Source organism: Glycomyces sp. NPDC047010, assembly GCF_040644205.1.
Taxonomy (GTDB): domain Bacteria; phylum Actinomycetota; class Actinomycetes; order Mycobacteriales; family Micromonosporaceae; genus Glycomyces.
This window is the reverse complement of the sequence record NZ_JBEYVY010000024.1, coordinates 1-11,957: the sequence shown is the minus strand read 5'-3', so window position 1 is coordinate 11,957 and position 11,957 is coordinate 1. Positions and strand designations below refer to the sequence as shown.

General features: G+C 71.8%; 16 protein-coding genes. 7 read left to right on the top strand and 9 right to left on the bottom strand.

The genetic code is table 11. The annotated features are described in order from the left end of the window. The first annotated feature begins 120 nt into the window (after positions 1–120). From AB0A65_RS26695 to AB0A65_RS26685, 3 genes are read left to right on the top strand one after another with little or no spacing between them, the layout of a single operon-like run. A complete protein-coding gene (locus tag AB0A65_RS26695; RefSeq protein ID WP_359955927.1) occupies positions 121–1,074 on the top strand; it encodes a sugar ABC transporter permease in 954 nt (317 codons plus the stop codon). Then, positions 1,071–1,916 (top strand): carbohydrate ABC transporter permease, encoded by an 846-nt coding sequence (locus tag AB0A65_RS26690; protein ID WP_359955924.1) that lies wholly within the window; start codon positions 1,071–1,073, stop codon positions 1,914–1,916. The genes AB0A65_RS26695 and AB0A65_RS26690 overlap by 4 nt, the downstream gene beginning before the upstream one ends. Further along, a complete protein-coding gene (locus tag AB0A65_RS26685) occupies positions 1,913–3,181 on the top strand; it encodes a family 1 glycosylhydrolase (protein WP_359955922.1) in 1,269 nt (422 codons plus the stop codon). The genes AB0A65_RS26690 and AB0A65_RS26685 overlap by 4 nt, the downstream gene beginning before the upstream one ends. A 125-nt stretch (positions 3,182–3,306) precedes the next feature. Here the strand turns inward: AB0A65_RS26685 and AB0A65_RS26680 are convergent, their stop codons facing one another. Then, positions 3,307–4,143, bottom strand: a complete 837-nt coding sequence (locus AB0A65_RS26680; RefSeq protein WP_359955933.1) for a DMT family transporter — start codon at positions 4,141–4,143, stop codon at positions 3,307–3,309. A gap of 91 nt (positions 4,144–4,234) precedes the next feature. Here AB0A65_RS26680 and clpS point away from each other — a divergent pair, with 91 nt between their 5' ends. The 4 genes from clpS (at position 4,235) to AB0A65_RS26660 (ending at position 6,348) form a co-directional block, all read left to right on the top strand. Beyond that, positions 4,235–4,543, top strand: a complete 309-nt coding sequence (clpS, locus tag AB0A65_RS26675; RefSeq protein ID WP_359955930.1) for an ATP-dependent Clp protease adapter ClpS — start codon at positions 4,235–4,237, stop codon at positions 4,541–4,543. Next, positions 4,543–5,091: a DUF2017 domain-containing protein gene (locus tag AB0A65_RS26670; protein ID WP_359955919.1), complete on the top strand. Its 549-nt coding sequence runs from the start codon at positions 4,543–4,545 to the stop codon at positions 5,089–5,091. The genes clpS and AB0A65_RS26670 overlap by 1 nt, the downstream gene beginning before the upstream one ends. Before the next feature lie 16 nt (positions 5,092–5,107). After that, positions 5,108–5,698, top strand: a complete 591-nt coding sequence (locus AB0A65_RS26665; RefSeq protein ID WP_359955916.1) for a hypothetical protein — start codon at positions 5,108–5,110, stop codon at positions 5,696–5,698. A 134-nt stretch (positions 5,699–5,832) separates the two neighbouring features. Next, on the top strand, positions 5,833–6,348 hold the full coding sequence (locus AB0A65_RS26660) for a DUF4395 domain-containing protein (protein WP_359955913.1): 516 nt from the start codon (positions 5,833–5,835) through the stop codon (positions 6,346–6,348). A gap of 27 nt (positions 6,349–6,375) precedes the next feature. On the opposite strand, the gene AB0A65_RS26655 is transcribed toward AB0A65_RS26660, so the two are convergent. The 8 genes from AB0A65_RS26655 to AB0A65_RS26620 form a co-directional block, all read right to left on the bottom strand. Further along, entirely contained in the window at positions 6,376–6,903 is a 528-nt protein-coding gene (locus AB0A65_RS26655; RefSeq protein ID WP_359955911.1) for an SUKH-4 family immunity protein, read from the bottom strand. A gap of 14 nt (positions 6,904–6,917) precedes the next feature. Further along, positions 6,918–7,145 carry a hypothetical protein gene (locus AB0A65_RS26650; RefSeq protein WP_359955908.1) on the bottom strand — a complete coding sequence of 76 codons (228 nt, stop codon included), beginning with the start codon at positions 7,143–7,145 and terminating at the stop codon, positions 6,918–6,920. Between the two features lie 95 nt (positions 7,146–7,240). After that, complete coding sequence (locus tag AB0A65_RS26645; RefSeq protein WP_359955905.1) at positions 7,241–7,825, bottom strand: suppressor of fused domain protein; 585 nt, start codon at positions 7,823–7,825, stop codon at positions 7,241–7,243. 74 nt (positions 7,826–7,899) lie between these two features. Then, a complete protein-coding gene (locus tag AB0A65_RS26640; protein ID WP_359955902.1) occupies positions 7,900–8,559 on the bottom strand; it encodes a GH-E family nuclease in 660 nt (219 codons plus the stop codon). Positions 8,560–8,564: 5 nt separating this feature from the next. Further along, positions 8,565–9,278: a hypothetical protein gene (locus AB0A65_RS26635; RefSeq protein ID WP_359955899.1), complete on the bottom strand. Its 714-nt coding sequence runs from the start codon at positions 9,276–9,278 to the stop codon at positions 8,565–8,567. A gap of 11 nt (positions 9,279–9,289) precedes the next feature. Continuing rightward, on the bottom strand, positions 9,290–9,604 hold the full coding sequence (locus AB0A65_RS26630) for a type VII secretion target (protein WP_359955896.1): 315 nt from the start codon (positions 9,602–9,604) through the stop codon (positions 9,290–9,292). Further along, positions 9,601–10,005 carry a hypothetical protein gene (locus tag AB0A65_RS26625; RefSeq protein WP_359955893.1) on the bottom strand — a complete coding sequence of 135 codons (405 nt, stop codon included), beginning with the start codon at positions 10,003–10,005 and terminating at the stop codon, positions 9,601–9,603. The genes AB0A65_RS26630 and AB0A65_RS26625 overlap by 4 nt, the downstream gene beginning before the upstream one ends. A gap of 192 nt (positions 10,006–10,197) precedes the next feature. Next, positions 10,198–11,808, bottom strand: coding sequence for an acyl-CoA dehydrogenase family protein (locus AB0A65_RS26620; RefSeq protein ID WP_359955890.1), 1,611 nt, complete (start codon positions 11,806–11,808; stop codon positions 10,198–10,200). Between the last annotated feature and the right edge of the window lie 149 nt (positions 11,809–11,957).

The following is an 11,957-nucleotide window of genomic DNA, read 5'->3' as shown; positions in this document are numbered from 1 at the left end:
CCGGCGCGCCGCGCCCCCCCCGCTCCCCCCGCCCGCCCCCGCCTAATCGGGCGCGGGGCGGGCCCCCCCCCCCCCGGCCCCCCCGCCCGCCCCGCCGCCGTCCAGCACCGAGAGGAAGCCATGACCACCGAGAACCCGACCGCCCGCCGGTACCGGCCCCCGGCGCCGCTCGGCGGGCGCCGCCGCGCCACCGGCAGCCCCCTGGGGCGCAACGCGAAAGCCTGGGCGTTCCTGGCGCCCGCGCTCATCATCCTGGCCCTGTTCGTCGTCTGGCCCATGATCTCCGCGCTCCGTCTGTCCTTCATGGACGCCAGCGGGTTCGGCCGCGAGGAGTTCATCGGCCTGGAGAACTACGCCACGGTCTTCACCGACCCCGACGTGCGCGACGCCGTCCTCAACACCCTGCTCTACACCGTGCTGTTCACGCCCACCGCCGTGATCGCCGCCCTCGGCCTCGCGCTGCTGCTCAACAGCCCGCGCATGCCCTTCCGGTCCTTCTTCCGCACGGCCCTGTTCGTGCCGTTCGTGGTCTCCTTCGCCGTCGCGGCGTTCGCCTGGAGCTACCTCATCGACCCGCAGGTCGGCCTCCTCAACTACTGGCTGCGCGGCATGGGCATCCAGCTCGGGAACGTCCTGGAGGACCCCACGCTCGCCATGCCCGCCGTCGCGCTCGTCGCCGTGTGGAAGCTCTTCGGGTTCTACTTCGTGATCTTCCTGGCCGGGCTCCAGGACATCCCGACCTCGCTCTACGAGGCCGCCCGCATGGACGGCGCCGGGCCCTGGAACCGCTTCCGGAACGTCACGCTCCCCATGCTGTCCAACACGATGCTGTTCGTCCTCGTGTTCGCGATGATCGCCGCGCTCCAGGCGTTCGACCAGATCTACGTCATGACCGGCGGCGGCCCCTACGGCCACACGCAGACCCTCGTCATGGAGATCTACGAGTCCGGCTTCCGCAAGCTCGACCTCGGGTTCGCCTCCGCGCTGTCGTACGTGCTGCTCATCGCGACCCTGCTGCTCAGCCTCGTGCAATTCGTGTTCTTCGGCCGCAAGGAAAAGGACCTGTCCTCATGAGCGCCCTCCGCACCCGCCTGCGCGAGACCAGGCCCTCCACCGTCCTCGCCGTCGTCGCGCTCGTCGTCGTCAGCGCGATCGTGCTCCTGCCCATCGCGATCATCGTCCTCACCGCGTTCAAGCCCGCGGCCGAGGTCAACGCCTACCCGCCGAGCCTCCTGCCCGACCAGTGGACCCTCGACAACCTCAAGGAAGTGACCTCCGAGCTGCCGTTCGCGCGCCTGGTCGGCAACAGCTTCCTGTTCGCCGGGGGCGTCACCGCGTTCGCGCTCGTCTTCGACTCGCTCGCCGCCTACGCCCTGGCCCGCATCGACTTCGCCGGGCGCAAGGTCCTCCTCGTCGCGATCATCGCCACGCTGATGATCCCGTTCCAGGCCACCCTGATCCCGCTCTACCAGCTCGTCGCCGACCTCGGCTGGGTCAACACCTACACCGGGCTCATCGCGCCCCGCGCCGCCGACGCCTTCGGGATCTTCTTCCTGCGCCAGTTCTTCCTCTCCCTGCCCCGCGACATCGACGCCGCCGCCCGCATCGACGGCGCCTCCGAGTTCCGGGTCTTCCGCTCGGTCGTCCTCCCCAACGCCGTCCCCGCCCTGCTCACCCTGGGGCTCTTCACCTTCGTCAACAACTGGAACGACCTGCTCTGGCCGCTGGTGTTCACCACCGACGCGGACATGGGCACCATCACCTCCGGCCTGACGCTCCTCACCGGACCCAGCGGCATCGTCCCCCACGGCGTGATGATGGCCGGATCGCTCGTCGCGATCCTGCCGCTCGTCATCGCGTTCCTCCTCATCCAGCGCCGCTTCATCGAGAACATCGCAACGACAGGACTCAAATGACCTCCCACCCATGGCACCGCGACGGCAGGCTCCACTTCGCGGTCGGCGTCGAGGACACCTTCGTGCCGCAGTCGCGGCCCGGCGAGCGCGCGATCGACGAGTACGCGCTCACCGAGCACTACGACAAGTGGCACGCCGACCTCGCGCTGGCATCCGACGCGGGCGCCGAGCTGGTGCGCTGGGGCGTGCCCTGGCACCGGATCGAGCCCGAGCCGGGCCGGTGGGACTGGGGCTGGCTCGACGCCGTCATGGACCGCTTCGCGGAGTTGCGGCTGCGCCCCGTCGTGGACCTCATGCACTACGGCACGCCGCTGTGGATGGAAGGCCAGTTCGCGAACCCGGACTACCCGAAGCGGGTCGCCGAGTACGGTGCCGCGGTCGCCGAACGCTACGCGCACCTGGGCGTCACCGACTACACGCCGGTGAACGAGCCGATGATCCACGCGCTGTTCACGGGGGAGTACGCCTACTGGCCCCCGTATCTCTCCGGCCCCGAGGGCTTGAGCGCCATGGTCGGCCAGCTCGCGCGCGGGTTCGTGCAGACCCAGCGGGCCATCGGCGACGTCCTCGCCGACGCCGTGTTCGTCCACGTGGACGCGGGGATGCGCTTCACCGGCGACACCGACGCGCCCGAGCACCGCGAGCACGCCGCGCGCCTCAAGGAGCAGGTGTTCCTCGTGGAGGACCTGGTCACCGGCCGCGTCGGCGACGCGCACCCGCTCGCGCCGTTCCTGCGCGGGCACGGCTGGACCGACGCCGACCTCGCCTGGTTCGCCGAGGCCCCCGTGCGGCCCGACGTCGTGGGCGTCAACTACTACCCGCTGCACTCCACGGAGGTCTTCGAGGCGGGCGTCTTCCACGGCGGCGGCTTCCCCGACCCGCGGCCCGTCCGCGACGACGGCACCGCGGGCCTCGCCGAACTGCTGCGCGGCGCCGCTGAGCGGTACGGCGCCCCGGTGATGCTCACCGAGACCTGCGTGACCGGCACCGTCGAGGCCCGGCTCGCCTGGCTCGACGAGTCCGTGGCCGCACTGCACGACCTGCGGGCGTCCGGTGTGGACGTCGTCGGGTACACCTGGTGGCCCCTGTTCGACATGTACGAGTGGACCTACCGCCACTCGCAGGAGCCGCGCGAGGCGCACCGGCTCACCATGGGCCTGTGGGAGCTCCAGGAGCGCGAGGACGGGCTCGCGCGCGTGCGCACCCCCATCGCCGACCGCTTCCGATTCCACGCCGACCACGCTGCGGCGCAGATGATCCGATAAAAGTCCCCGCCGATCGTGCATAGCCCGCCCGAGGACGGGTAGCCGGACTTCGCAAGGCTTTCACGAGGGGACAGGGGCCGCCGGCCCGGCGCCAGGGGGGTGCGGACCGGCGGCCTCCTCGCGTCCTACGCGAGGGCCAGCAGCACCACCGCGGCCGCCGCGACCCCCAGGCCCGCGAGCTGGCCGCGTTGCAACCGCTCCCCGAGCACGCGCCGCGCGAGCAGCACCGTCCCGGCCGGGTACAGCGCCGCGATCACCGCGACCACCGCCAGGTCGCCGCTGCGCGCCGCCAGCAGGAACAGCAGGTTCGCGACCGAGTCCAGCGCCCCGGCCGCCACCGACAGCGCGTACGCGGGCCGCTCCTCGCCGAGCCGCCGGTGCAGCAGCCCGGCCGCCGCCAGCGTCAGCGCCGACGCCACCGTCCGGCCCGCGATCAGCGGCGCCACGCCGCTGTCGTCCGGCGCCTGGTGCAGGAACACCAGTTGCAGCGCGATGGCCGCGCCCGCGCCGAACGCGAGCAGCAGCGCCTTCCGAGACGGCCGCGCCGACCGCGCGCCCGGCCCGGCGCTCACCAGGACCACCGCGCCCAGCGCCAGCGGCAGCCCGACCAGGCCCGCCGCGCCCAGGCGCTCCCCTTGCGCCAGGCCCACCGCCACCGGGAGCATCGCCGACACCAGCGCCGTCACCGGCGACAGCACGTTCATCGGCCCGATCGCCAGCGTCCGGTACAGCAGCAGGAACGCCCCCGCCGACGCCACGCCCGACGCCGCGCCCCACCCCAGGCTCGCCGGAGTGAACGACGCCCCGAGCAGCGGCCACAGCAGCAGCTCCACCACCAGGCTCGCCGGGGCCGCCCACATCACCGTCCGCAGGACGTGCGCCTTCCGCGCGCCCAGCCCGCCGAGGAAGTCGGCGGCGCCGTACGCGAGGGAACTGCCCAGCGCGAGCACCAGTGCGATCACGGCCACCTCCGGGTACCATCTCACCCCACTGCTCCGCCGCCCGCCCGCCCGGACGCGCCGCGGCCTTCGATGGGAGCATTGGGGAGTGATCATCTTGCCGCAACTCGGCGGCGCCGGAGCCCCGGCCGAGGCCGTCGGCACCGAGGCGAACGAGGCCGTCGCGCCCGACGTCCCCTGGACGACGATCGTGCACAACGACCCCGTCAACCTCATGAGCTACGTGTCGTACGTCTTCCGCAGCTACTTCGGGTACACCGACGCCATGGCCGAGAAGCTCATGCTCGACGTCCACAACAAGGGCCGCGCCGCCGTCTCCAGCGGCAGCCGCGAGGAGATGGAGCGCGACGTCCACGCCATGCACGGCTACGGCCTGTGGGCCACCATGAGTCAGGACAAGTGATGGAGGGCTTCGAGCAGTTCCCCGGCGGCGCCGCGATCCGCCTCGGCGGGGCCGAGACGAGCATCCTCCGCGACCTCGCCGACCAGATCACCGACCTCCTCGACACCCGCGGCGAACCCGTGGACGACCCGATCGCGGCGATCTTCGCGACCGGCCCGAGCGAGCCGCCCGCCGACCCCGTCCTGGCCCGGCTCCTCCCGGACGCCTACGACGACGACAACGCAGAGTTCTCCGCCGAGTTCCGCCGCTTCACCGAGAACGACCTCATCGCCCGCAAGCGCGCCGACGCGCGGGCCCTCATCGCCGACCTCGACGCCCTCGGCCCCGGCGGCGGCGTCCTCAGCCTCGACGCCGAGGACTCCCGCCACTGGCTCGGCGCCCTCAACGACCTGCGCCTGGCGCTGGCGGTGCGCCTGGGCATCGAGACCGAGGCGGACGCCGACAAGCTCTTCGAGCTGCCCGAGGACGACGACCGCGTGCCCACGGTGATCGTCTACTCCTGGCTCAACCTGCTCCAGGACAGCCTCGTGGAGACGATGATCCCCTGACTCCGAGGAGCCCCGCTTGCCCGCCGCCCCCTGGCTGATCGACGGACCCCGCTCGAAGTGGGTCCTCGTCGCGAACCCCGATGCCCCGTCCGCCGCGGTCGCACCCGCCGCCGACCGCCTCGACGCCGCGCTCGCGGGCTTCGCCGAACCGCCGCCCCGCTGGCTCGACATCGTGCACGGACTCGGCCTCCGGTGGCTGCTGGCCTGGGCCGCGATCGGCGCGGTCCTCGCAGGCTCCGTCGTCGAACCCTTGGTGGGCGGCGTGTTCCTCGGCCTCATCGGGGGCGCCTTCCTCGGCGGCGCTATCGAGGCGGCCATGGTCCGGTTCGCCAGGCGCCGCGCCGAGCGGCGGGCCGGGCGCGGGACCGACGCGGTGATCGCCTCCCTCGCGTCGACCGTCCGCCCCACCGGCGGCGGCATCGACTGGGCCGAGGCCGTCGTGGCCGCCGAACCGCAGGCCGCGGCCGAGGTGCACGGGCTGATGTGGCGCATGGCCGACCTCGGCGCCCCGGACACCCCGGACAGCCAGGAGGCCGCCGAGCGGCTCTTCGAGCTGTGGAAGCGCGTGGACCCCGAGGCCGCCGCGGAGCTGGAACTCGACGACTGAAGCGCGCCGTCCCGACAGCGTTGCCTCAACGGTGCCTTCCCAAATCTCGGACGCAGATTGCAGTACTCCTATCGGAGATATAGGATTCGCAGGCCGCCCGCCTGCCCGTCCCCGATCTTGGAGTGATCCGCCCGATGCGCCGACTCTTCAGCTTCCCGAACCCGGTCAACGAGGTCGCCGCGCGCCTCGTCGCCGGGGGCGTCGTCCTCATGAGCCTCGCCGCCCTGGCCTTCCAGGCCGAGTGGCTCGTGGTCGTCATCGCTGCGGGCTTCATCGCCCGCGCCGCCACGGGCCCCAAGCTGAGCGTGCTCGGTCAGCTGGTCACCCGCGTCATCGTGCCCCGCCTGCCCCTGGCCCCCAAGCCCGTCCCGGGCCCGCCCAAGCGCTTCGCGCAGGCGATCGGCGTCGCGTTCTCGGTGACCTCGGCGCTCCTGCTGCTGGTCTTCGACGCGGACCTCGCGGGCTGGATCGTCCTCGCCGCGCTTACCGCGGCGGCGACCCTCGAATCGGCGTTCGGCTTCTGCCTCGGCTGCAAGATCTTCGCCCTGCTCACCAGGGCCGGCCTCATCCCCGCCACGGTCTGCGAGGCGTGCAACGACATCACCGCCCGCACCGAGGCGAACCTCCGGCGCAAGGCCGCGGTGGTCTAGGGCCTGCCGGCCGACTTCACGACGCGCTCACGTCACGGTTCCTTCGAGCTGCATGAGGGCGATCGACCACCAGGACTCCGGGTCGGCGAGCGCCGCGGGGTCGGCGGCGTGCAGGGTCGCGCGCAGGGCCTTGGCCCGCGCCGGGCGCCCGGCGGCGCCGGAGTCGGCGTCCACGAACCGCGCGAAGTGGTACAGGAACTCGGTCAGGGCCTTGAACGTGGAGTTGACGAGTTCGAGCGTGCCCTCCGCGACCCCGAGGAGCAGCACGCGCCCCGTCGCGGTGTCGAGGCAGAACAGCATCCCGTCCCGGTCCGAGGGGACCCCGCCGATCACCTTGAGCTGCATGCCCGCGTCCCCGCCCAGGTCGAGCGCGGTGTACAGCTCGAACCGGCCGGTCAGGTACGCGGTGTACACGGCCGACATCTCCACGGGAAGGAAGTCCACGTCGGGGTAGCTGGCCGCCGGGGCCGCGAACTCCCGCATCCACTGGTCCCGCGGAAAGCGGACCACATTGTCGGGCTCCCAGGCCCGCAGGTAAGCGTCGGCGTCGGTCACTGCTCCTCCTTTGTTCAGGCCGCGTAGGTGTAGTGGTGCGGCCAGTCGCCGGTCCGGCTCCTGCCCTTGAAGATCGCCCGCAGTGCGATCTCGGCGCGTCCCGGCAGTGACGCCTCGACAGGCGCGCCGGACTCCTTCGCGATCGTGACGGACCCGGAGAGCTCGTCGGGGCCGTCGCCGTAGCCGTACGTGACGGTCTCGTCGTCCTCGGCGGTCTTCAGGACGAACATGCTCAGTGCCATTGCGTGGTTCCCGTCAGTTCCCGGCAATTGCCTGTTCGGGACCGGGAACGCGCGGCCCGTTCCGGAACCCGGGTCCGATCATGTCGGGGGCGCGGTCACGCCACCGGCGCCCGCTGGAGGTCGGAGGGTTTCGCGTCCAGTTCGATCAATCGCTTGACGAGCGCCTCGGAGCCGTTCGACTTGGCGAACGCGACTTCGGAGTCGGTGACCGGGACGAGCTGGAGCCAGAGCACGGTCCTGCCGTCGGCGTCGAGCCGCGTCAGGCCCGGGTCCCAGAAGGAGGGCTGGACGAACAGCGCGTGCCGCGCGGCGTAGTCGGGGTAGTAAGTGGCGACGACGTCGACGAGGATGCGGTCGGGGTAGATGAACTCCCCGCCCATCACATCGAATGCCGCGGTCGCCACCACGCCCGCGAACTTGTCGTACTCGTCGTCCGCCGCCCCGCAGATCTCCACGCGGGCGGGGAACTCGCGCCCGTGGTCCAGCAGGGGCGCCGCTGAGAGTCCCAGCGTCGTATAGGCGGTGAGTCCGGGTGACGGCGACGCGGCGAACCTCGCCACATCCATGAAGTCGCCGCTGTCCGGAGCGTTGTACCGCTTGACATCGTCGGGGGCGGAGCCCCCGCCGAGGAGATCCGCCGCGCGCCTGGCGACCATCTGCATTCGCTGGTTGAGGGCCATACGGTTGACTCCCTAATCTGGGCTTCGGATCTGTCGGTCCCGTGCGTTCGGGCAACCGGTTCACGTCCCCGGCCTCATTCCTTGGAATCGTAGAAGTCCTTCCAGTGGTTGACGGAATCGGGTGCTTCCCCCTTGTGAGACTCGTTGGTCGCCTTGGTCTCCGGGCGGAACCGCTCGGCGGTGTTGTACTCGTCGATGAAGTCGTCCCGAGGTGTGTCCGCCGCCTGGGCCTCCGCCCGGTGCTTGCGGAACTCCCACCCGGGCAGGTGTCCGGCCTGCCAGTTGCTGTCCCTGTCGATGACCTCATTGGTCTCGGGGTCCCGGACCTTCCCGTCGTCGCTGGAGGTGACGGCGTTGTCCCAGATCTCGTCGCGGGTGGTGGTGCGCAGGCCGGGTCGCTGGTGCGGGTCCTCCTCGACCGACGGGGTCTTGCGTTCGGGCTTGTCGGGGTCGAACACGAACCGGCCGCCCTCCCCTCGTTTCTGGGTGCTCGGGGTCGTGCTGCTCGGCCGGGAGCTGGAGGCGAGTTCCCGGCCGGCCTGGACATCGCCGGAGTGGCTCTGGCCGGGGAGGCCGGTGGAGCGGCGGGTCGGGCGGTCGGGCGAGTCGGAGTTGGGCGTGTCGGTGCTCGGGGTGTGCGTGCTGGGAGCGTCGGTGCCGTGATGGCGGGTGTGGAGTCCGATGAGCCCGAGGAGGATCGGGAGGAGGACGGCCTGGCGGAGGAGTCGGCGCATGGGGTTCACCCGAAGAGGAGGTCGCGGAGGGCGGTTATGGAGTCGATGAGGCCGGTGATCCAGCCGAAGATCTTGCCTACCCATTCGGTGATGCGCATGACGGCCTTGGGGATGACCCAGGCGGCGCCGATGCCGACGGTGAACGCGACTTCGGCGGCCCAGGCGATGAGGGAGCCGATGCATTCGGCGACGAAGTCGCGGACGAATTCGCGGACCATGGTGACGACCTGGCCGGCGCCGCGGGTGGCGGTGGCGAGGGAGAGGGCGGTGCCGCCGACGCAGGCGACGACGTCGGCGTTGGCGTCGCCCATGGAGTGGTAGGCGGTGGACGCCTCGCCGGTCCAGGTGGTGAGGTCGGCCTGGATGGAGGCGGCGAGCTGCTCGGACATCTCGAAGCAGGCGGTGGCGACGTTGTCCCAGGTCATGGCGTGGGATTCGACGAGGGTGGGGTTGCCGGCGAGCATGTCGAGGGCTTCCTGGAGGGGCTCGACGTGCTCGATGAGCCAGCCGACGCCCGCGGCGGCGAGGGTGCCGATGGGGTCGATGACGGCGCCGACGGTCTCCAGGGCGGCGCCGAGTCCGGCGATGGAGGCGTCGATCCAGGACCCGGAGTCGATGGCCATGGCGAGCCCGGCGTAGGACTCGACGATGCCGGCGCCCGCGAAGGCGGCGCCGGGCTGGGCGGGGACGTCGCTCTCGGTCGCAACGAGGTCGCTCACGGGATCGCCTCCTAGAGCTCGTTCTGGATGGCGGTGTAGTCGGCGGCCGTGGCCTCGTCGACGGCCTCGTAGTCCTCGGCGGTGGCGCGGACGGCCTGCGCGAGGAGGTCGAGGTTCTCCTCGGCCATCGTGGTCAGCTCCTTCTGGTCGTCCTGGCGCCCGGCCAGGATCGGGGGCAGGAACTGGCAGATGATGCCGTACGCCTGGTCGTCCTGGGCGATCGTGTCGATCGCGGAGAGGACGTCGGCGAAGCGCTCGCGCACGGCGTCGATGTTGGCCGCGTGGGCGCGGAGGTCGTCGGGGACGACGTCGAAGCGGTCGCTCACGGCTGCTCGTCCTCTTCGGGCTCGGGGAAGCGCATCTTGATGGAGTCGACCAGCGCGCGGGCGGTGGGGGAGGACTCGGAGAGGCGCTCGTTCACGGCGGCCTTGGCGGCTTCGAGGAGGTTCTGCCCGGCGGTCTGGTACGCCTCCATGAACTGGCGTTCGGCGTGCCGCAGCTGCATGCGCTGCATCTCGGGGGAGAACTGGACGGCGATCACGGCCCCGGAGGAGTTGAGCTTCACGGCCACGGCCCCGTTGCGGTCCATGCCGATCGCGGTGAGCTCCTGGACCGCCTCGGAGGCCGCGACGGCGTCGGCGGCCATCTTGTCGGCCTTCTCTTTCCAGTTCGCGAGCGCGGCGCGCGCGTCGTCGGGGCTGGCGATGTTCGCATAGGGATTGTCCATGCTGCTCCGTTCCGTGGTGAGGCCGACGGTTACACACGGCCCGGCGGTGGCTACAACCCCTGAATATAGATCTTGTTCACCTTCTGTAGGGAGCCGGTTTGTGGCGCAACGAGTTCACCGTGTGGTAGTGAGGCCGCTGGGGCTCGATTTGCGTCGGCCTTGGCATGAATTGGGGATAAAGCGAGGTCCCCGCTACGCAGGGAGATGCCGCGACACGATGTCCTTGGCGGCCTTGACGGGCACGGCCCCGTACGCGAGGCCGCGGTCGGGCCCGAGTCGGGTGGCGCAGAAGGCGTCCGCGACCTCGGCCGGGGCGTGGCGCACGAGCAGGGACGCCTGGAGGGCGAGCCCGAGGTCCTCGGTGAGGCGGCGGGCCCCGGTCTGGTCCACTCCGGACATGAGGGTGCGCTTGACGCCGTCCAGGTGGGCGGCGAGGCGGGCGTCTTCCGCTGCGGCGGGCTCGATCTCGGCGAGGAACGCCTCCGCGGACTGCGGCGAGGTCGAGAGCGCGCGGAGCACGTCGAGGCAGATGACGTTGCCCGAGCCCTCCCAGATCGACAGGAGCGGCTGCTCGCGGTAGCGGCGCGCGAGCGGCGCCTCCTCGATGTACCCGTTGCCGCCCAGGCACTCCAGGGCCTCGGCGGCGTGGCCGGGGCCGCGCTTGCAGACCCAGTACTTGGCGACGGCGGTGGCGAGGCGCCGGAACGCGGCGTCGCCGGGCGCGTCGTAGGCGCCGGCGAGGCGCATCATGACGGCGGTGGCGGCCTCGGACTCGACGCACAGGTCGGCGAGGACCTGCGTCATGAGCGGCTGGTCGACCAGGCGCGAGCCGAATGCACTCCGATGCGCCGCATGCCAGGTCGCCTCGGCGACGGACTGGCGCATCCCGGCGGCGGTGGCGATGACGCAGTCGAGGCGGGTGTGGTTGACCATCTCGATGATGACGGCGACGCCGCGGCCCTCGTCGCCGACGCGGTGCGCGAGCGCGTCGTGGAGTTCGATCTCGGCCGAGGCGTTGGACCGGTTGCCGAGCTTGTCCTTCAAGCGCTGCAACCGGATCGCGTTGCGCGTCCCGTCGGGGAGCACGCGGGGGAGCAGGAAGCAGGTGAGCCCGCCGGGCGCCTGGGCGAGGACCAGGAACGCGTCGTTCATCGGCGCCGAGCAGAACCACTTGTGGCCGCGCAGCGTGTACATGCCGTCCGCGGTGGGCGTCGCCGCGGTGGTGTTGGCGCGCACGTCGGAGCCGCCCTGCTTCTCGGTCATCGCCATGCCGACGAGCACGCCCGCCTTGTCGGCGGCGGGCCGCAGCCCGAAGTCGTAGGTGCGGGAGGTGATCCGGGGCTCCCACTCGGCGGCGAGCGCGGGCTCGGCGCGCAGGGCCGGGACGGCCGCATACGTCATGGAGATCGGGCAGCAGTGCCCCGGCTCGATCTGCGCGAGCAGCGAGAGCGTCACGGCGCGGGCGGCGTGGGCGCCCGGTCGCGTTTCGGCCCATGGCATCGCGTGGGCGCCGTGCTCGACGGCCAGGCCCATGAAGCGGTGCCAGGACGGGTGGAAGTCGACCTCGTCGACGCGGTTGCCGTACCGGTCGTGGGTGCGCAGCACGGGCGGGTACCGGTGCGCCTCCTCGGCCCAGCGCGCGGCGTCGGGTCCGGCGAGGACTTCGCCGAGTTCCCGCGCGTCGTCGGCGATCCAGTCGGCGCCGGTGCGCGTCGCGGCCTCGACGAGGGGCCGGTTGGCGTCGAAGAGGTTGCGGCCCAGCAGGGGCGGGGGCTGGTTGACGACGGTGTGGGTCTCGGTCATGGCGCGCTCCCGGGCTCGACGGTTCCCACATGGTAGTACGGCGGCCGGGCCCCGGGCCCCGCCCCCGCGGCGCGACCCGCGAGATATGGCCCACCCCGGGGGCGGTCGGGAGAGCACACCGCGGAAAACCAGAGAACCAATAAGCGAGA

Bases quoted from the DNA above. Each gene is read 5' to 3' on its own strand.
- AB0A65_RS26650 (WP_359955908.1), bottom strand. From the start codon at position 7,145: ATGGCACTGAGCATGTTCGTCCTGAAGACCGCCGAGGACGACGAGACC.
- AB0A65_RS26695 (WP_359955927.1), top strand. From the start codon at position 121: ATGACCACCGAGAACCCGACCGCCCGCCGGTACCGGCCCCCGGCGCCG.
- AB0A65_RS26645 (WP_359955905.1), bottom strand. From the start codon at position 7,825: ATGGCCCTCAACCAGCGAATGCAGATGGTCGCCAGGCGCGCGGCGGAT.
- AB0A65_RS26625 (WP_359955893.1), bottom strand. From the start codon at position 10,005: ATGGACAATCCCTATGCGAACATCGCCAGCCCCGACGACGCGCGCGCC.
- AB0A65_RS26640 (WP_359955902.1), bottom strand. From the start codon at position 8,559: ATGCGCCGACTCCTCCGCCAGGCCGTCCTCCTCCCGATCCTCCTCGGG.
- AB0A65_RS26685 (WP_359955922.1), top strand. From the start codon at position 1,913: ATGACCTCCCACCCATGGCACCGCGACGGCAGGCTCCACTTCGCGGTC.
- AB0A65_RS26620 (WP_359955890.1), bottom strand. From the start codon at position 11,808: ATGACCGAGACCCACACCGTCGTCAACCAGCCCCCGCCCCTGCTGGGC.
- AB0A65_RS26660 (WP_359955913.1), top strand. From the start codon at position 5,833: ATGCGCCGACTCTTCAGCTTCCCGAACCCGGTCAACGAGGTCGCCGCG.
- AB0A65_RS26670 (WP_359955919.1), top strand. From the start codon at position 4,543: ATGGAGGGCTTCGAGCAGTTCCCCGGCGGCGCCGCGATCCGCCTCGGC.
- AB0A65_RS26690 (WP_359955924.1), top strand. From the start codon at position 1,071: ATGAGCGCCCTCCGCACCCGCCTGCGCGAGACCAGGCCCTCCACCGTC.